This is a genomic window from Microbacterium invictum, assembly GCF_014197265.1.
Classification (GTDB): domain Bacteria; phylum Actinomycetota; class Actinomycetes; order Actinomycetales; family Microbacteriaceae; genus Microbacterium; species Microbacterium invictum.
Genome location: NZ_JACIFH010000001.1, coordinates 2,938,728 through 2,955,789, shown reverse-complemented (window position 1 = coordinate 2,955,789; position 17,062 = coordinate 2,938,728). Strand labels below are relative to the sequence as shown.

The window sequence follows — 17,062 nt, the reverse complement described above, 5'->3', positions numbered from 1 at the left end:
CACCGGCCATCGCGTGCCGGCGATCAGCGTGCGCCGCGCAGGACCAGTGCGGCAGCGCCGATCAGCGGACCGTCGTCGCCGAGCCCGCTGCGCACGATCGTGACGCGGCGCGCGAAGTCGAGCTCGGCGGCGCTGCGCAGCGCCGTCGACACGAGGTCGACGTAGTCGTCGGATACGCGAGAGAATCCGCCGCCGATCGAGATGACATCGAGGTCGAGCAGCGTGGCGGCGTCGGCGAGACCTACGCCGACGGCGCCGGCAGACCGTTCCACGGCCGCCCGTGCGAGCCGGTCGCCGCCTGCGGCAGCAGCCCCCAGCTCGAGGCCCGTCGTTCCCTTCCACCCCGCTGCGCGGGCCCAGGCCACGCTGGCCGGCCCCGAGGCGATCTCTTCGAGCGTCGACTCGCCCACGTGCGTCTGCCCGAGGTGTCCGGCGTTGCCGGTCGCCCCGGTCAGCAGCGCCCCGTTGACGACGAACCCACCCCCGATGCCGGTCGACACGACGATCGAGAGGGATGCCGCGGCCGCCACCGCCGCGCCGATCCACTCTTCTGCCAGTGCGAGGCAGCCGCCGTCGTGACCGACCACGACGGGTGCCGCCACGCCGGCTGCGCGCAGCGCCTCCACCGCGGCATCCACCAGCGGGAAGCCTGCGAGCTCGGGCATGTTCACCGGCTCGATGCGACCGCCGGGCAGATCCACGGGCCCGGCGGTGCCCACACCTGCGCCCGCCACGACGGCGTCTTCGGGCACCCGCGCGATCACCTCCGCCACCACCTCGGCGAGCACGGCCCGCAGGCGTTCGGGGGTGATGTCGCGTCCCGTCGCACGGCGGACGCGAGAGTCCGCGACGATCGCCCCCGCATCTGTCACGAGAGCGCCGTCGAGCTTGGTGCCCCCGAGGTCGAGGGCGAGGGCGAGCAGGCTCACGACTTCACGGAGCCGCTCATGAGGCCGCCGATGAAGTACTTGCCGAGCAGGATGTAGACCAGCAGCGTCGGCACCGATGCGATCAGCGCTCCCGCCATGGCCGCGCCGTAGTTCGCCAGCTGCGCACCCTGCGACAGGTTCACCAGCGCGAGCGAGACCGGGCCGCCCTGCACATTGGTCAGGAACAGCGCGAACAGGTAGTCATTCCACGCCGAGGTGAACTGCCAGATGATCGTCACGACGAACCCGGGCAGCGACAGCGGCAGCACGATGCGCCAGTACGCGGTCAGCATGCCCGCGCCGTCGACCCGCGCCGCCTCCATGAGCTCGTTCGGGATGCTGACGTAGTAGTTGCGGAAGATCAGCGTGCAGATCGGCAGACCGAAGATGATGTGCACGATGATCAGCGTCGAGATGTCGCTGGGCATACCCAGCGACGTCTTCATCTGCACGAGCGGGGTCATGATCGCCTGGTACGGAATGAACATGCCGAACAGGATGAGCGTGAACACGATGTCGGCATGCGGGAAGCGCCAGCGTGAGAGCACGAAGCCGTTCATCGATCCGAGCAACGCCGAGATGAGCGATGCCGGGATCGCGAGCAGGAAGGTGCGGCCGATGGGAGCGGCCAGTGTGCTCCACGCCGTCGTCCAGTTGTCGAACCCGGTCGGGCCGCCGTCGACCGCGGGCTCCCACGGCCAGCGCACGGGCAATCCCCACGAGGTGGCCGGGTTGACGTCCGAGGGCGGTTTGAGGCTCGTGACGATCAGCACGTATACCGGCATCAGCACGACGATGACGAACCCGATGAGGATGACGTACTTCGCGGTGCGGCCGAGGCGGCGCTTCGCCTTGCCCGCGGTGGGGGCCACGGCGATGTCGCGCGGGGAGGCGGCACGCTCGAGCCCGGTCTGGACGCTCATCGGGTCCTCTTCTCGGAACGGGCCAGGTGAACGAGGTAGGGGATGATGAACACGCACACCAGCGCGAGCAGCACGGTGGCGATGGCCGCCGACTTCGCATAGTCGTTCGAGGTGAGCGCGATCCACATGTACGTGTGCGGGACCTCGGTCTGATAGATGGCTCCGGTGATCGACATGATGAGGTCGAAGACCTTCAGCGACATGTGCGCGACGATGACCAGCGCCGACAGCATGACGGGATTGAGCTGCGGGAAGATCACGTGCCGATACAGCTGCCACTCGGTCGCGCCGTCCATCCGCGCAGCCTCACGGAGCTCTTCGGGGATGCCGCGGAAGCCCGAGAGGAACAGTGCCATCACGTATCCGGAAAGCTGCCAGATCGCGGGCATCGCGATGGCCGCCATGCCCCAGATCGGGGTGTTCCACCACGAGTTCTGCAGGAATCCGAGCCCAATCGTCTCGAGCATGCGATTCAGGCCCGAGGCGCGATCGCCCTCGGCGGAGTTGAGCAGCCAGCGCCAGACCACGCCGGAGGCGACGAACGACACCGCCATCGGAAACAGGTAGATGCTGCGGAACCCGCCTTCGGCGGTGACGCCCTTGTCGAGCATCCAGGCCCAGAGGAAGCCGAAGAACATCGTCCCGACCATGAAGATGACCGTGAACACGAGCAGGTTCAGCAGCGAATGCAGGAAGCGATCCTCGGTGAGCAGCTCGATGAAGTTGTCGAACCAGACGAACTCGGTCGCCGGTTGCAGCGAGTGCCGGTTGCTCATCGCGACCGAGACGTTCGCACCGATGAGTCCGTACACGAAGATGCCGAGGATGATGATCGTCGGTGAGATCAGCAGGAGTGGCGGACCCCAGTTGCGGATGCCCTTGTGCATGATCGTCCTCTCTGCCGGGCGGTCCTCGGCCGGTCGCAGGGAGTGCAGGGCGGCGGGTTCACGCCGCCCCGCACCGTCGGCGGTGGGTCAGCCCAGCGCCTTGTCGGCGGCGGCGACGAGCGCCGTCTGCAGTGCTGCCGTGTCGCGATCGGTGGCGAACTTGCCGATCGCCGACGAGATGTCGCTCGACCAGGAGATCTTGGCGGCGGCGCCGTGCGCGAGCGAGCTCACGACCGTGTCGTTGGCCCACGACTCGATGGCCGTCTGCTGGTAGGGACCGTAGTCGGCCGCGTCGGCGTCGGTACGAGCCGGGATCGATCCCTTCGCCTGGTTGAAGGCCTTCTGACCGTCGGCGGAGGCCACGGTGGTCAGCCAGCTCTTGGCGGGCTGCTCGTGCGGCGCACCGACGGGCAGTGTGAACGAGTCGGCGAGGAAGTCGAAGACGCCCTCGGTGCCGGCCGACGCCCACGTCGTGTACTCCTGGCCGAAGGTCCAGCCGGCCTGCGCGAACGCGGCCTCGGCCCAGTCGCCCATGACGTTGTACCCGGCGGCGCCGTCGATGAGGATCTGCGTTGCGGCATCCCAGTCCAGGCCGGCGAAGTCCGAGTTGACGTAGTCGAGCAGGGTGTCGTAGTGGTCGATCGCCGTCGTGACGCCTGCGTCGTCCCACGCGGTCGAGCCGTCCCACAGCCCGGTGTAGCCTTCAGCGCCGAGGTCGGCGATCAGCACCGTCTCGAACAGCTGCATCTGGGTCCACTCGGTTCCCAGTGCCAGCGGGCTTTCGACGCCGGAGCTCTTCAGCGTCTCAAGGTCCTCGATCCAGGCATCCAGGTCGGCGGGAGCGGCCGTCGGGTCGATGCCGGCGCTCTCGAGCACCTCGGTGTTGACCCACGTGACGTTGGCACGGTGGATGTTGCTGGGCACCGAGTAGATCTTGCCGTCGACGGTGAGCAGGTCGATCAGCGACGAGGGGAAGACGTCGGTGAGCCCCTGCTCGGTGTAGAACGAGCTGAGGTCCTGCAGCTGCTCGGCCTCGATGTAGTCGGTCAGCTCGGCTCCGGCGTGGGCCTGGAACGAATCCGGCGGGTCGTTCGCCTCGAGGCGGGAGGCCAGAGCGGCCTTGGCGTTCGAGCCGGCACCGCCGGCGACCGCCGCGTTGATGAACTCGATGTCGGGGAACTGGGTGTTGAAGACGCCGACGAGGGCGTCGAGTCCGACCTTCTCCGAGCCGGATGCCCACCAGGTGAACACCTCCACCTCGTCGGCCGAGCTGCCACCGTTCGCGTCGTTGTCGCCGGTGTCGCCCGAGCAACCGGCGAGCGCGAGCCCGGCTACGGCGAGACCAGCGATCGCTGCCACTGACTTGCGCATGTGATCCTCCCTGGATGTGCGATGTGCCCGCAACGGTGCGGACACTGGCCATGAAATCTGAAAACGTTCCCAACCACAAGCGGGAGAGTTTCGGTCTCGCGGCTTCGTGACCGGATCGTGACTCAGCGGGGTGGCTGCTCGCCCGACCCGCGCTCGATGAGCCGTGTGCCGATCACGATGCGCCGCACCGCGCCGCCGAGCCCGGCGATGCGATCGAACAGCAGGTCGGCTGCGGCATGGCCGATCGCGACCGGGTCCTGCGCGATCGCCGTGACGGGCGGGTCCATGAGCACGGCCAGGTCGAAGTCGTCGAACGAGACCAGCGAGAGTCGCTGCCGCGTCAGCCGCAGGGCCTCGAGCACCGCCTTGGTGGTGCGGCTGTTGGTCGTCACCACGGCCGTGGCAGGATCCGGCTGTCCGGTCAGCTCCGCCAGGGCCGCTGCGCACGCGGACACGCTGTCTTCGACCTCGACGACGAGCGCCGCGTCGTGTGCGAGCCCGGCTGCGGTCAGCCCCTGGAAGTATCCGTCTTGGCGACGCTCAGACGTGTAGCGACCGCCGACATGTGCGATGCAGGCGATGCGCCGGTGCCCCGCCGCGGCCAGATGCCGCACGGCTTCGGCCATCCCGCCCTCGTTGTCGGACAGGACGAGGTCGCCCGACACGCCGCCAGACGGCTGGTCGACGAACACCACCGGCATCCCCGCGTCCTGCTGGCGCTGCAGGAACGACAGGTCGGCGGTCTCGGGGACGACCACGATGAGCCCGTCGACACGGCTGCGTGTGAGCCGTCGCAGCACCCGGATGCCCTCGTCGGCGTCGTCCGAGCTGCTCGCGACCAGGAGCAGCTGATCGCGCGCACGCACCTGCTCTTCGACGGCATCGATGACAGCGGCGAAGAACGGGTCCGAGATGTTGGTCACCAGCATCCCGATCGTTGCGGCAGTGCCGGTGCGCAGCGTGCGCGCGAACTCGTTGCGGCTGAACTCGAGCTCGCGCACGGCGCGCTCCACGGCGCGCACCTTGTCGCGGCTCACCCCTCCTCCGCCGGATACGACGCGCGACACGGTCGACAGTCCGACACCCGCGCGCCGGGCGACGTCCTTCATCGTCGCGCGCCCGCGACGGCCGTCCGGCGACGGCGTCGGGTCAGCGTCATCGTCCATCGGGGGGAGCATGACATGAAAACGTTCCCGACCGCAAGGTCGCGGCAGTCGTGCCAGGCCCGCGTCAGAAGAACGCAAGTCCGCCGAAGTAGCTCACGGCCATGGTTCCCATGCCCACGACATCACGCCGGAGGTCGATACGCGCTCGACGCGTGCGGTACGCGCTCGACGGCAGTCGTGCCTACTGGGGCGACAGGCCCAGGTCGTCGAGGTCGATCGCGGCCAGCCACTGCAGGCCGGCGGCTTCGACCGCAGCCTGGGCGCCGGTCTTGCGGTCGACGATCACGGCGACGGCGACCGGCTCGGCGCCCTCGCGGCGCAGCGCCTCGACCGCCTTCAGCGCCGACTGCCCGGTCGTCGAGGTGTCTTCGACCACGATGACGCGCTTGCCCACGATGTCGGCGCCCTCGATCTGCCGGCCGCGACCGTGGTCCTTCGGCTCCTTGCGCACGACGAACGCGTCGAGGGGCCGGTCGGTGCGGGCCGACTCGTGCATGACGGCGTTCGCGATCGGGTCGGCGCCCAGCGTCAGGCCGCCGACGGCCACGATGCCGTCGATGCCGTCGATCAGGTCGAGCATGATCCGGCCGATCGCCGGTGCTGCCCGGTGGTCGAGCGTCAGCTTGCGCATGTCGACGTAGTAGGTCGCCTGCGCACCGGAGGAGAGCGTGAAATCGCCGTGGAACACCGCTTCGTCGCCGATCAGCGCGATGAGGTTCTGGCGGTCGGCTTCGAGTGCGGGCGTGGAGGCGACGGTCATGCCTCGAGTCTACGGACGTCGCCGATGTCGCGACCCCGGCATCGGTCCACATCGTCTCGAATTCGAAAGTCTGGCGATTCTTGTCGCGCAATCATCGTGACAGGGCCTTGACTGGCTTCCTAGAGTCGGAAGTCGGTCCATCATGGCTTCACCCGAGCCAGCCCGCCGCACGACCCCGAGGAGCCCCATGTCCCAGATCGGCATCGTCGCCGAACGTCCCGGCGAGCGCCGGGTCGCGGCATCCCCCGTCACCGTCGCCAAGATCCGCGCCCTCGGCTACGAGGTCGTGGTCGAGTCCGGCGCGGGTGACGCATCGTCGTTCCCGGATGCCGCGTATGTCACCGCCGGCGCGACGATCACGGATCGGGAGAAGGCGTGGGCCGCCCCCGTCGTGCTCAAGATCAACGCGCCCGAGCCCGGCGAGATCGCCCTCCTGCAGCCGGGGACCACGCTCATCGCCCTGCTCAGCCCCGCGCTGCGCCCCGACCTGCTCGAGGCACTGGCCGCCCGCGGGGTCACCGCCCTGGCGATGGATGCCGTCCCGCGCATATCGCGGGCTCAGTCGATGGACGTGCTCAGCTCGATGGCGAACATCTCGGGGTATCGCGCCGTCGTCGAGGCCGCCCACGAGTTCGGCCGCTTCTTCACCGGGCAGGTCACCGCCGCCGGCAAGGTGCCGCCCGCCAAGGTGCTCGTCGCCGGCGCCGGTGTGGCCGGGCTCGCCGCGATCGGCGCAGCATCGAGCCTCGGCGCGATCGTGCGCGCCACCGACCCGCGCCCCGAGGTCGCCGACCAGGTGCGCTCCATCGGCGGCGAGTATCTCGAGGTCATCGTCCCGGACGAGCAGAAGGAGGTCTCGGCCGACGGCTACGCGAAGGCCACGAGCGAGGCATACGACCGCCGCGCCGCCGAGCTGTACTCCGAGCAGGCGGCCGACGTCGACATCATCATCACGACCGCGCTGATCCCGGGGCGCGCTGCCCCGCGCCTGATCACCGCGACCGACATCGCCGCCATGAAGCCGGGCAGCGTCATCGTCGACATGGCCGCGAGCCAGGGCGGCAACGTCGAGGGGTCGGTCAACGGTCAGCGCATCGTCACGGACGGCGGTGTCGTGATCCTCGGGTACTCGGACCTCGCCGGCCGCCTTCCCCAGCAGGCATCGCAGCTGTACGGCACGAACCTGCTGAGCCTGCTCACCCTGCTGACCCCCGGCAAGGACGGGCAGCTCACCGTCGACTTCGACGACGTCGTGCAGCGTGCGGTCACCGTCGTGCAGACCGGCGCGGTCACCTGGCCGCCTCCGCCGGTGCAGGTGTCGGCCGCGCCGCGGGTCGCCGCGCCACCGCCCGAACCGCCCAAGCCGAAGCCGGCCATGTCGTCCGGACGCAAGACCGCACTGATCGTCGCGGGCATCGCCGTGCTGTTCGCGGTGTGCGCGGTGGCCCCGGCGCCGCTGCCGCAGCACTTCCTCGTGCTGACCCTGTCGGTCATCATCGGGTTCTACGTCATCGGCAAGGTCGCCCACGCCCTGCACACGCCGCTCATGAGCGTGACCAATGCCATCAGCGGCATCATCGTCGTCGGGGCGATGGTGCAGATCACCGTCGACAACCTCGTCGTCCAGGTGCTCGCCGCCGTCGCGGTGCTCGTCGCCAGCATCAACGTCTTCGGAGGGTTCGCCGTCACCCGGCGCATGCTCGCCATGTTCCAGAAGGGGGCCGACAAGTGAGCGTCGCGGCATCCATCGCCGGAGCGGCATATATCGTCGCCGCCCTTCTCTTCGTCCTGAGTCTCGCCGGGCTCAGCAAGCACGAGACCTCCCGTCGGGGCGTCGCCTACGGCATCGCCGGCATGACCATCGCCCTCGTCGCCACCGTCGCGCTCACCGCCGCCGGCGCCTGGGGCGAGCCCGCCGGCACGCTCGGGCTGATCCTGCTGGTCGTCGCCGTCGTCATCGGCGCGACCATCGGGCTGTGGCGGGCACGGGTCGTCGAGATGACCGGGATGCCGGAGCTGATCGCCCTGCTCCACTCGTTCGTCGGGCTCGCGGCCGTGCTCGTCGGCTGGAACGGCGCGCTCTACGACACCGGCCTGACCGGTGCGCTGGCCGACATCCACCACGCCGAGGTCTTCATCGGGGTGTTCATCGGCGGCGTCACCTTCACGGGGTCCATCGTCGCGTTCCTGAAGCTGTCGGGTCGCGTCAGCTCGAAGCCGCTCATGCTGCCCGGCAAGAACCTGCTCAACCTCGGGGCCCTCGTCGTGTTCGTCGCGCTGACGGTCTGGTACGTGATCACTCCGGTACTGCCTCTGCTGATCGCCGTGACCGTGCTGGCCCTCGCGCTGGGCTGGCACCTGGTCGCCTCGATCGGCGGCGGCGACATGCCCGTCGTCGTCTCGATGCTCAACAGCTACTCCGGCTGGGCGGCAGCCGCCGCGGGCTTCCTGCTGAACAACGATCTGCTGATCGTCACGGGCGCGCTCGTCGGATCGTCCGGTGCGTATCTGTCGTACATCATGTGCAAGGCCATGAACCGGTCGTTCATCTCCGTCATCGCAGGCGGGTTCGGCATCGAGGCGCCCAAGGGCGACGACACCGACCACGGCGAGCACCACGAGATCGACGCGGCCAGCGTGGCCGACATGCTGGCATCCGCCTCATCGGTGATCATCACCCCCGGGTACGGCATGGCCGTCGCCCAGGCGCAGTACCCGGTGGCCGAGCTCACCGAGAAGCTGCGGGCGAAGGGCGTCGAGGTGCGCTTCGGCATCCACCCCGTCGCCGGGCGCCTGCCCGGTCACATGAACGTGCTGCTGGCCGAGGCCAAGGTGCCGTACGACATCGTGCTCGAGCTCGACGAGATCAACGACGACTTCGCCCGCACGTCGGTCGTGCTCGTGATCGGCGCGAACGACACCGTCAATCCCGCCGCGGCGGAGGACCCGGGCTCGCCGATCGCGGGGATGCCGGTGCTGCGCGTGTGGGAGGCCGAGAGCGTCATCGTCTTCAAGCGGTCGATGGCCTCAGGGTACGCGGGCGTGCAGAACCCGCTGTTCTTCCGCGACAACGCGCACATGCTGTTCGGCGACGCGAAGGAGCGGGTGGAGGACATCCTGCGGGAGCTGTGACCGGCGGCACCGCGCGGCTCAGAGTGCGAGGTGAAGGCGGAGCGCTTCGTCGAGCGCGCCGAGCTGCTCGGCGGGCACCCATCCGGCGATCGCACTGATCCGCGAGACCGAGATCGCCCGCACCTGTTCGGCCTGCGCCTTGGCGTCGCGGGGCAGCCCGCTCTCGCCGGCGGGCAGCAGCACCTGGAAGTCGAAGACCCGCGACGTGTTCGAGGTCACGGGCACGACGGTGACCACCCCGCCCGAACGGATCGCGGCGGCGTTGGCGGTGTTGTTGCTCACGATCACGACCGGGCGCGTCTTGGCCGCTTCGCGCCCTGCGGCCGGATCGAGGTCGGCCAGCACGATCTGGCCCCGGCGAAGCAACGCGATCGCCGCGGTCACGCTATGCCGTCCGCCGCAGTGGCATCCCACGCCGTCACGTCGGCGTCGTCGTTCCACTCGCCGTACGCCTCGGCGTAGGCGTCGGCCAGTCGGCTCTCGCGCAGCAGTCGCACCGCCTCCTGTACCGCAGCCGAGCGCGTCGGGAAGCGACCCTCGAGCGCCTCGCCGTCGAGGAACGCGACGTCCTTCTCGCTGAGGCTGAGGCTGACTTTCGTGTAGGCCATACGGTTATGCTACTCCGGTAGCAACATGAATGCTACCGAACTCCGGGGCACCGGCAGCGCAGCGGTGTCGGGTGCCGGTTCTAGGCTGGATGCCATGCGTCTTGCCACTTGGAACGTCAACTCGATCCGCGCGCGCGTCGTGCGCACCGTCGAATTCGCCGTGCGCGAGAGCGTCGACGTGCTGCTGATGCAGGAGATCAAGTGCAAGCCCGAACAGTTTCCGTACGCCCAGTTCGAGGAGGCCGGCTACCACGTCGAGGCGCACGGCCTGAACCAGTGGAACGGCGTCGCGATCGCCAGCCGTGAGCCGATCGAAGACCTCGAGGTCGGCTTTCCCGGCATGCCCGGGTTCCTCAAGGGACACGAGGGCCCCGACGCACCGCAGGAGGCGCGCGCGATCGGCGCGACCGTGGGCGGGGTGCGCGCGTGGAGCTTGTATGTGCCCAACGGCCGGGCGCTCGGCGACCCGCACTACGCCTACAAGCTGCACTGGCTCGACGCCCTCCGCCAGTACACCCGTGACACTCTGACGCGCGATCCCGGGCTGCCGCTGTCGCTGACCGGCGACTTCAACATCGCGCCCACCGACGCCGACAACGGCGACCCGGCGGTCGTCGAAGGCGTCTCGACGCACGTGTCGCCGCCCGAGCGGGCCGCGTTCCAGGCGCTGCTGGATGCCGGCCTGTCCGACACCGTCCGCCCGCTCATTCCCACGGGCTTCACATACTGGGACTACAAGCAGCTGCGCTTCCCCCGCAACGAGGGCATGCGCATCGACTTCATCCTCGGCTCGCAGGCGTTCGCCGACGCGGTCACCGGCGCCGCGATCCACCGCAACGAGCGCAAGGGCGAGGCGCCCAGCGACCACGTTCCCATCGTCGTCGACCTCGACCTCGGCAGCGCCGACGAGGACGACCTGCCCATGATCTTCGGCTAGCCGAGCACGGCCGGGTCACCAAGTCCGCAGAATCGCGCCATCTTCGCATCGATCAGGCGTTCTCGATGCGAAGATCGCGCAATACTGCGCACGTACATTGCAAGCGGGGCGCCCCTCAGCCCTCGGGCGCCATCTTCCCCGCCACGACCGGCCCGGCCGGCGCGTAGCGGAGCAGGATCAGCCCGTTCTCGGTCGTGACCGCCGGTGCCACCAGCCGCAACGTGGTGGGCGCCGCCCCGTCGGGGAACACCTTCTTGCCCTGACCGAGCACGACCGGATAGATCCAGAGTTTCAGCTCGTCGTACAGGTCATCGGCCAGCAGCGACTGCACCAAGTCGACGCTGCCGATGACGTGGGTCTCGCCGTGTCGCTCGCGCAGCGCGGCGATCTCGGCGGCCAGGTCCAGCCCCAGCTGCGTGGTGCCGGTCCACTCGGGCGACAGCGTGCCGCGCGTGGCGACGTATTTGGGCACCCGGTTGAGCACCTCGGCGATCGTGCCCCTCTGGTGCGGCCAATAGCCCGCGAAGTTGTCGTAGGTGCGGCGCCCGAGCAGCAGGGCGTCCATCCGGGCGATGCCTCCGCTGATCAGGTCGCTGCTGGTCCGGTCGGCGAACGGCGCCTGCCAGCCGCCGAACTCGAAGCCGCCTTCGCGGTCTTCGTCGGCGCCACCGGGCGCCTGGGCGACGCCGTCGACGGTGGTGAACAGGTCGATGATGATGCGACCGGTCATGATCGTCTCCGTTTCGTGGATGTGGATGCCGTGGCATCCGCGGGTCCGGATCAGACGGCGAGCGTCGAGGTGGCCGCCGCATCGATGTGGAAGGTGGCCGCGAACCGCTCGAGCAGTGTCGTGTCACCGGCGATGACGTGCACGACGCCGTCGTCGACGGCTGCCTGCGGTGCGAGCTCGCCCGAGATGAGGTGCCGGATGCCGGGGCCTGCCGCGATGGACAGATCGGGCTCACCGGTGGGCAGCACGCCCCCGACCGGTGGGGCGGGCGGAGCGAGCTGCACGACACGCAGGCCCTGCGGTCCCGCGAAGGCACGCAATGCCACGTCTCCCACGTGCACGTCGTAGACGGTCTCGGGGTGCGCGGCCGCGGCATCCATCTGAAAAGCCGTGCGCAGCGCCATGGTCAGCGAGTCGCCGGTCACGACGTCGTCTGCGGCGGGCTCGCCCATCGACCGGAAGCCCCAGCGGCCGACCGCGAGGACGATCGGCTCGAGCTCGCGGCCGTAGGCGGTCAGCTCGTACACCAGTCCGCAGTTGCGCCGCGGCACGCGTCGCACCACTCCGCCGGCCTGCAGCTCCTTGAGACGCGTCGACAGGATGTTCGTCGGGATTCTCGGCAGGCCCTGCTTGAGGTCGGTGTACCGTCGCGGCCCGACGAGCAGATCGCGGACGATGAGCAGCGCCCACCGTTCGCCGATCAGCTCGACGGCGGTGGTGACACCGCAGTATTGGCCGTAGCTGCGCGCCGCCACCGCTAGGCCAGGCCGGTCAGATAGGCCTCCGGCCCCTCTTCGGCTGCCTGCGGCTCCATGTAGACGAACTCGATGCCGTTGCCGTCGGGGTCGTCGAGGTCACGGGAGTACATGAACCCGAGGTCCTGCGGTTCAGTGGGCTCGCTGCCGCCGGCGGCCAGGCCCGCGGCGATCGTGCTGTCGACGTGCTCGCGTGAGTCTCGGCCGATCGCGATGAGCACCTGGGCGTGGGTGGTGGGGTCGACGATCTGCTTGTCGGTGAAGGTGGCGAAGTACTCCTTGGTGAGCACCATGAAGAAGATGTTCTCGTCCCAGACGATGCAGGCCGCGTTCTCGTCTGTGAACAGCGGATTGATGTCGCACCCGAGGGCCGTGTAAAACGCCTTGCTGCGCTCGAGGTCGCTGGTGGGCACGTTCACGAAGATGTGCGTCATGTCATGCTCCTTCGCATGGATCGCGGGATCATCCCGGTACGTCCAGCTTGCAAAAAGCAAGCGTGCTTGTCAATAGCAAGTACTCAGGCGTGAGTATCCGATCGCTCTGTGGCGGAACTCCCCCGCGCGATGGATGCCGCCCCTCCCACCGGCGGCCTAGCGTTGAGACATGAGTATGCCGATCCCGCGTCGCCGTCCGTCCGCGGCCGCGCTGCGCCGCGACTACGTGCTCGCCGCGGCCCTGTGCGTCGCGGCGATCCTCAGCACCACGCTGGGCAGCATCGCCGGGGTCTACGGCGAAGAGTCGGCCGACCTCGCCTGGGGCCTCGTCTACAGCGTCGCCCTTGCGGCGCCCATCGCCGTCAGGCGTCGCTACCCCGAGATCGTGCTCGTGGTGGTCTCGGTGGTGTTCTTCGCCGCCGTGACTTTGCGGATCCCCGACCTCTACGTCTGCAACGTCGTGGTGTTCATCGCGATGTACACCGTCGGCGCATGGGTCGACGACCGGCGCCGGGCTACCATCGTGCGCGTGGCCGTGATCGCCGGCATGTTCGGCTGGCTGCTCGTGACCACGTTCCAGGCGGCGACCACCCCGGACGAGAGCACGTTCTCGCACGCCGGACTGTTCTCGCCCTTCGCGGCGTTCGTCCTGATCCAGTTCCTCATCAACGCGGCGTTCTTCGGCGGCGCATACTTCTTCGGCGAGCGCGCCTACGCACAGGCGCAGGAGCGGATGGCCCTCGAGGAGCGCACCGCCGAGCTCGAGCGCGAGCGCGAGCTCACCGCCGCGCAGGCCGTCGCACTCGACCGCGTGCGCATCGCGCGCGAACTGCACGATGTCGTCGCCCATCACGTCTCGGCGATGGGTGTGCAGGCCGGAGCGGCGCGCACCGTGGTCGATCGTGATCCGGTGGCGGCGAAGGCGGCGCTGACCGTCGTAGAGGAGTCGGCGCGCTCGGCGCTCACCGAGCTGCGCCAGCTGCTCGAGACCCTGCGCACTCCTGACGCAGACGCGCCGGGCGGCTCCACCCTGCACCTGTCCGCACTGCCCGAGCTCGTCGCGCACGCCGGCGAGAACGGTCTGCCCACGACACTGACCGTCGTAGGCGAACCCGTCCCGGTGACCGAGCTGGTGCAGGCGAATCTCTACCGCATCGCGCAGGAGTCGCTCACGAACGCCCGCCGGCACGGCGGCCCGGGCGCTACCGCCGATGTGCGACTGCGCTACACGGACGAAGCGATCGAGCTCGAGATCACCAACACCGGGCGCGTACCGATCGCCGGGCGGGCAGGGCTCGGACTGGTCGGCATGCGAGAGCGCGCTGCGGCGTCGGGCGGCACGATCGAGGTCGGGTCCCGTGAGCGCGGCGGATTCCTCGTGCGCGTGCGGCTGCCGTTGCTGGCCGGCGCCGCCGCCGGTGCTCCGAGGACCGGGTCGCGGCGCGCCGGCGCCGCGGCCGGCACGGGGGCGACCGCGTGATCCGGGTGCTGCTGGTCGACGACCACGCCGTCATGCGCGCGGGCTTCCGCATGATCCTCGAGGCCGCCGGCGACATCGAGGTCGTGGGCGAGGCCGCGAACGGGCGCGAGGCGATCGTCCTGGCATCCACTCTCCATCCGGACGTGATCTGCATGGACGTGCAGATGCCCGACATGGACGGGCTTGAGGCGACGGCGCAGATCGTCACCGACCCGGAGGTGGCCTCGGCCGTCATCATCGTGACGACGTTCGACCGCGACGACTACCTGTTCCAGGCCCTGGCCGCCGGAGCCAGCGGATTCCTCCTCAAGAACGCCGGGCCCGAGGAACTCATCGGCGCCGTGCGGGTCGCGGCCGCGGGCGACGCACTCCTGGCCCCGGCCGTGACGCGGAGGGTGATCGAGCGGTTCGCGGCGGGAAACGGCAGCGGGGTGGATGCGGGTGCAATGGCCGGCAAGCCTCGCGTGGCCGTCAGCGAACCCGCACCCGGAGCCATCCCGGTCGAGCTGACCGAGCGTGAGAACGAGGTGCTGCGCCTGCTCGCACAGGCGCTGAGCAACGCCGAGATCGCCGCGCGCCTCTACATCGGCGAGGCGACCGTGAAGACCCACGTCTCGAACGTGCTGCAGAAGCTCGGCGCCCGCGACCGCGTCGCCGCCGTGGTCTACGCCCACCGCCACGGCCTCACCTGATCCGGCCGCGCGCACGTAACTCCTTCGATCCGGCGCGGAAAAACGTTTCAACGCGCGATTTCGGTCTCTGGCGGCCGATTTTGGAGGAGTTGCGTACGTCGCGCCCCGCCATCCACCGCCCGTCGGCGCCCAGGGGGGAGCCGGCAGGATCCGCCCCAGGGGGGAGGTCACCGCGAGCGCAGCTCCGTAGCGTCGAGGTATCGACCTGAGGAGGAGCGGATGCTCGAACTGAACGGGATCACCAAGAGCTACGGCACACGCCGCGTGCTCGACGACGTGGCCTTCACCGTCGCCGACCGCCGGCTCACCGGCTTCGTCGGCGGCAACGGCGCCGGCAAGACCACGACGATGCGGATCATCCTCGGGGTGCTCGCCCGAGACGGCGGTGACGTCACCCTGAACGGCACGCCGGTGACCGCGGCGGACCGCCGCCGCTTCGGCTACATGCCCGAAGAGCGTGGCCTGTACCCGAAGATGCGTGTGCTCGAGCACATCGTCTACCTCGCCCGCCTCCACGGCTTCAGCAGAGCGGATGCGACGACCCGCGCGAAGGCCCTGCTCGAAGAGCTGGGTCTCGGCGAGCGCCTGAACGACAACGTCGAGACGCTGTCGCTGGGCAACCAGCAGCGCGCGCAGATCGCCGCCGCGCTCGTCCACGACCCGGAGGTGCTGATCCTCGATGAGCCGTTCAGCGGCCTCGACCCCCTCGCCGTCGACGTCGTTGCCGGCGTGCTGCAGTCACGTGCCGGTGACGGCGCCTCCGTGCTGTTCTCCTCACACCAGCTCGACGTCGTCGAGCGCCTGTGCGACGACCTCGTGATCATCGCCGACGGCACGATCCGCGCGGCAGGCAGTCGTGACGGCCTCCGCGCCGAGCATGCGCTGAACCGCTTCGAGCTCGTCTCGTCCGGCGATGCCGGCTGGCTGCGCTCCGAGCCGGGCGTCGACGTGCTCGAGTTCGACGGCGGCTACGCCGTGTTCGACGCCGACAGCGACGAGACCGCGCAGCGGGTGCTGCGTCGTGCCGTCGAGACCGGAGACGTCGCGAGCTTCGCCCCCCGGCATCCATCCCTCGCCCAGATCTTCAAGGAGGTCATCCAGTGAGCACCGCCACCCGCACCCCGGCCGGCACCCTCTCGCCCTCGTTCGCGCAGAGCGTCTGGCTCGTCACCGAGCGCGAAGTCGCCTCGAAACTGCGCAGCAAGGCGTTCCTCATCTCGACGGCGATCACCTTCGCGATCTTCCTGGTGGGCATCGTCTGGGCCGGCTTCGCCGCGCAGAGCCCTGAGCGCACTCCGGTCGCGGTCACCTCCCAGACGGTCTCCGCCGTCGCCGGACTCGATGACCTCGTCGAGGTCACCGAAGTCGCCTCGGCAGACGAGGCCCGCGACCTGGTCGCCGACGGCGAAGTCGACGCCGCGCTCGTTCCCGGCGGCGCCGAGCCGTTCGGCTTCACGCTCATCGGCGACGACAGCGTTCCGTCCTCCCTCGTCAGCGCGCTCAGCGTCTCGCCGGAGGTGGAGCTGCTCAACCCGGGTGCCACCGACGACTTCCTCCGCTATATCGTGTCGTTCGGATTCGGGATCATCTTCTTCATGGCGGCGCTGTCCTTCGGCGCGACCATCGCCCAGTCGGTCGTCGAAGAGAAGCAGACCCGCGTGGTCGAGCTGCTGATCTCGGCCATCCCGGTGCGGGCGCTGCTGGCCGGAAAGGTGATCGGCAACACGATCCTCGCGATGGGTCAGGTCGTCGGCATCGGCGTCATCGCGATCGTCGGGCTGACCGTCACCGGCCAGGGAGAGCTGCTCACCGGACTCGGCGCGCCGCTGGTCTGGTTCGCGATCTTCTTCCTGTTCGGCTTCATCCTGCTGGCGTCGCTGTTCGCCGCCGCCGCCGCGATGGTGTCGCGCCAGGAGGACATCGGCTCGACCACGACGCCGCTGATGTTCCTGGTGATGGCCCCGTACTTCCTGGTGATCTTCTTCAACGACAACCCGCTCGTGCTGACGATCATGTCGTACGTGCCCTTCTCGGCTCCGGTCGGGATGCCCGTGCGCGTCTTCCTCGGCGAAGCGCAGTGGTGGGAACCGATCCTGTCACTGCTGATCCTGCTCGCAACGTGCGTCGTGGCGATCCTCGTCGGCGCGAAGATCTACCAGAACTCGCTGCTGCGGATGGGTGCGCGGGTGAAGCTCTCCGAGGCGCTGAAGTCCTGATCGATGGATGCCGGAGACCCCGGCATCCACTGAACGAGAACG

At 69.2% G+C, this 17,062-nt stretch carries 18 protein-coding genes; 7 read left to right on the top strand and 11 right to left on the bottom strand.

The window, feature by feature from the left end:
• Window positions 1-23: 23 nt before the first annotated feature.
• The 6 genes from BKA10_RS13705 to pyrE all read right to left on the bottom strand — a co-directional run bounded on the left by BKA10_RS13705 (window position 24) and on the right by pyrE (window position 6,036).
• Complete coding sequence (locus BKA10_RS13705; RefSeq protein WP_183500475.1) at window positions 24-929, bottom strand: ROK family protein; 906 nt, start codon at window positions 927-929, stop codon at window positions 24-26.
• A complete protein-coding gene (locus BKA10_RS13700) occupies window positions 926-1,852 on the bottom strand; it encodes a carbohydrate ABC transporter permease (protein WP_183500474.1) in 927 nt (308 codons plus the stop codon). The genes BKA10_RS13705 and BKA10_RS13700 overlap by 4 nt, the downstream gene beginning before the upstream one ends.
• The gene (locus BKA10_RS13695; protein ID WP_183500473.1) at window positions 1,849-2,739 is read right to left on the bottom strand and encodes a carbohydrate ABC transporter permease; all 891 of its coding nucleotides are present in this window, start codon (window positions 2,737-2,739) and stop codon (window positions 1,849-1,851) included. The genes BKA10_RS13700 and BKA10_RS13695 overlap by 4 nt, the downstream gene beginning before the upstream one ends.
• Window positions 2,740-2,826: 87 nt before the next feature.
• On the bottom strand, window positions 2,827-4,110 hold the full coding sequence (locus BKA10_RS13690; RefSeq protein ID WP_183500472.1) for an ABC transporter substrate-binding protein: 1,284 nt from the start codon (window positions 4,108-4,110) through the stop codon (window positions 2,827-2,829).
• Between the two features lie 122 nt (window positions 4,111-4,232).
• Entirely contained in the window at window positions 4,233-5,276 is a 1,044-nt protein-coding gene (locus BKA10_RS13685) for a LacI family DNA-binding transcriptional regulator (protein WP_183500471.1), read from the bottom strand.
• Window positions 5,277-5,457: 181 nt separating this feature from the next.
• Complete coding sequence (gene pyrE / locus BKA10_RS13680; RefSeq protein WP_183500470.1) at window positions 5,458-6,036, bottom strand: orotate phosphoribosyltransferase; 579 nt, start codon at window positions 6,034-6,036, stop codon at window positions 5,458-5,460.
• Window positions 6,037-6,223: 187 nt separating this feature from the next.
• Here pyrE and BKA10_RS13675 point away from each other — a divergent pair, with 187 nt between their 5' ends.
• Complete coding sequence (locus tag BKA10_RS13675; RefSeq protein WP_183500469.1) at window positions 6,224-7,768, top strand: Re/Si-specific NAD(P)(+) transhydrogenase subunit alpha; 1,545 nt, start codon at window positions 6,224-6,226, stop codon at window positions 7,766-7,768.
• Window positions 7,765-9,168: a Re/Si-specific NAD(P)(+) transhydrogenase subunit beta gene (gene pntB, locus BKA10_RS13670; protein WP_183500468.1), complete on the top strand. Its 1,404-nt coding sequence runs from the start codon at window positions 7,765-7,767 to the stop codon at window positions 9,166-9,168. The genes BKA10_RS13675 and pntB overlap by 4 nt, the downstream gene beginning before the upstream one ends.
• Before the next feature lie 18 nt (window positions 9,169-9,186).
• On the opposite strand, the gene BKA10_RS13665 is transcribed toward pntB, so the two are convergent.
• Window positions 9,187-9,552, bottom strand: coding sequence for a type II toxin-antitoxin system PemK/MazF family toxin (locus BKA10_RS13665; RefSeq protein ID WP_308221569.1), 366 nt, complete (start codon window positions 9,550-9,552; stop codon window positions 9,187-9,189).
• Window positions 9,549-9,776 carry a ribbon-helix-helix domain-containing protein gene (locus tag BKA10_RS13660; RefSeq protein WP_183500467.1) on the bottom strand — a complete coding sequence of 76 codons (228 nt, stop codon included), beginning with the start codon at window positions 9,774-9,776 and terminating at the stop codon, window positions 9,549-9,551. Before BKA10_RS13660 ends, BKA10_RS13665 begins: the two co-directional genes overlap by 4 nt.
• Before the next feature lie 94 nt (window positions 9,777-9,870).
• On the opposite strand from BKA10_RS13660, the gene BKA10_RS13655 reads away from it, so the two are divergent.
• Complete coding sequence (locus BKA10_RS13655) at window positions 9,871-10,713, top strand: exodeoxyribonuclease III (RefSeq protein ID WP_183500466.1); 843 nt, start codon at window positions 9,871-9,873, stop codon at window positions 10,711-10,713.
• A 115-nt stretch (window positions 10,714-10,828) separates the two neighbouring features.
• Here the strand turns inward: BKA10_RS13655 and BKA10_RS13650 are convergent, their stop codons facing one another.
• Genes BKA10_RS13650 through BKA10_RS13640 form a run of 3 tightly spaced genes read right to left on the bottom strand, consistent with a single transcriptional unit; the run spans window position 10,829 to window position 12,632 of the window.
• Window positions 10,829-11,443, bottom strand: a complete 615-nt coding sequence (locus tag BKA10_RS13650) for a dihydrofolate reductase family protein (RefSeq protein ID WP_183500465.1) — start codon at window positions 11,441-11,443, stop codon at window positions 10,829-10,831.
• Between the two features lie 50 nt (window positions 11,444-11,493).
• Window positions 11,494-12,198, bottom strand: coding sequence for a winged helix-turn-helix transcriptional regulator (locus BKA10_RS13645; protein ID WP_183500464.1), 705 nt, complete (start codon window positions 12,196-12,198; stop codon window positions 11,494-11,496).
• A gap of 2 nt (window positions 12,199-12,200) precedes the next feature.
• Window positions 12,201-12,632, bottom strand: coding sequence for a VOC family protein (locus tag BKA10_RS13640; RefSeq protein WP_183500463.1), 432 nt, complete (start codon window positions 12,630-12,632; stop codon window positions 12,201-12,203).
• A 169-nt stretch (window positions 12,633-12,801) separates the two neighbouring features.
• On the opposite strand from BKA10_RS13640, the gene BKA10_RS13635 reads away from it, so the two are divergent.
• From BKA10_RS13635 to BKA10_RS13620, 4 genes are all read left to right on the top strand, one after another.
• Window positions 12,802-14,112: a sensor histidine kinase gene (locus BKA10_RS13635; RefSeq protein WP_183500462.1), complete on the top strand. Its 1,311-nt coding sequence runs from the start codon at window positions 12,802-12,804 to the stop codon at window positions 14,110-14,112.
• On the top strand, window positions 14,109-14,804 hold the full coding sequence (locus BKA10_RS13630) for a response regulator (RefSeq protein ID WP_183500461.1): 696 nt from the start codon (window positions 14,109-14,111) through the stop codon (window positions 14,802-14,804). The genes BKA10_RS13635 and BKA10_RS13630 overlap by 4 nt, the downstream gene beginning before the upstream one ends.
• Before the next feature lie 219 nt (window positions 14,805-15,023).
• Window positions 15,024-15,908, top strand: coding sequence for an ABC transporter ATP-binding protein (locus BKA10_RS13625; RefSeq protein ID WP_183500460.1), 885 nt, complete (start codon window positions 15,024-15,026; stop codon window positions 15,906-15,908).
• Window positions 15,905-17,020, top strand: a complete 1,116-nt coding sequence (locus BKA10_RS13620) for an ABC transporter permease (protein ID WP_183500459.1) — start codon at window positions 15,905-15,907, stop codon at window positions 17,018-17,020. The genes BKA10_RS13625 and BKA10_RS13620 overlap by 4 nt, the downstream gene beginning before the upstream one ends.
• The last annotated feature ends 42 nt before the right edge of the window (window positions 17,021-17,062 follow it).

What these genes read in the sequence shown, in the direction of transcription:
- BKA10_RS13655 (WP_183500466.1), top strand. Translation starts at nt 9,871, where the DNA reads ATGCGTCTTGCCACTTGGAACGTCAACTCGATCCGCGCGCGCGTCGTG.
- BKA10_RS13685 (WP_183500471.1), bottom strand. Translation starts at nt 5,276, where the DNA reads ATGGACGATGACGCTGACCCGACGCCGTCGCCGGACGGCCGTCGCGGG.
- pyrE (WP_183500470.1), bottom strand. Translation starts at nt 6,036, where the DNA reads ATGACCGTCGCCTCCACGCCCGCACTCGAAGCCGACCGCCAGAACCTC.
- BKA10_RS13635 (WP_183500462.1), top strand. Translation starts at nt 12,802, where the DNA reads ATGAGTATGCCGATCCCGCGTCGCCGTCCGTCCGCGGCCGCGCTGCGC.
- BKA10_RS13640 (WP_183500463.1), bottom strand. Translation starts at nt 12,632, where the DNA reads ATGACGCACATCTTCGTGAACGTGCCCACCAGCGACCTCGAGCGCAGC.
- BKA10_RS13650 (WP_183500465.1), bottom strand. Translation starts at nt 11,443, where the DNA reads ATGACCGGTCGCATCATCATCGACCTGTTCACCACCGTCGACGGCGTC.
- BKA10_RS13690 (WP_183500472.1), bottom strand. Translation starts at nt 4,110, where the DNA reads ATGCGCAAGTCAGTGGCAGCGATCGCTGGTCTCGCCGTAGCCGGGCTC.
- BKA10_RS13625 (WP_183500460.1), top strand. Translation starts at nt 15,024, where the DNA reads ATGCTCGAACTGAACGGGATCACCAAGAGCTACGGCACACGCCGCGTG.
- BKA10_RS13675 (WP_183500469.1), top strand. Translation starts at nt 6,224, where the DNA reads ATGTCCCAGATCGGCATCGTCGCCGAACGTCCCGGCGAGCGCCGGGTC.
- BKA10_RS13660 (WP_183500467.1), bottom strand. Translation starts at nt 9,776, where the DNA reads ATGGCCTACACGAAAGTCAGCCTCAGCCTCAGCGAGAAGGACGTCGCG.
- BKA10_RS13695 (WP_183500473.1), bottom strand. Translation starts at nt 2,739, where the DNA reads ATGCACAAGGGCATCCGCAACTGGGGTCCGCCACTCCTGCTGATCTCA.
- BKA10_RS13700 (WP_183500474.1), bottom strand. Translation starts at nt 1,852, where the DNA reads ATGAGCGTCCAGACCGGGCTCGAGCGTGCCGCCTCCCCGCGCGACATC.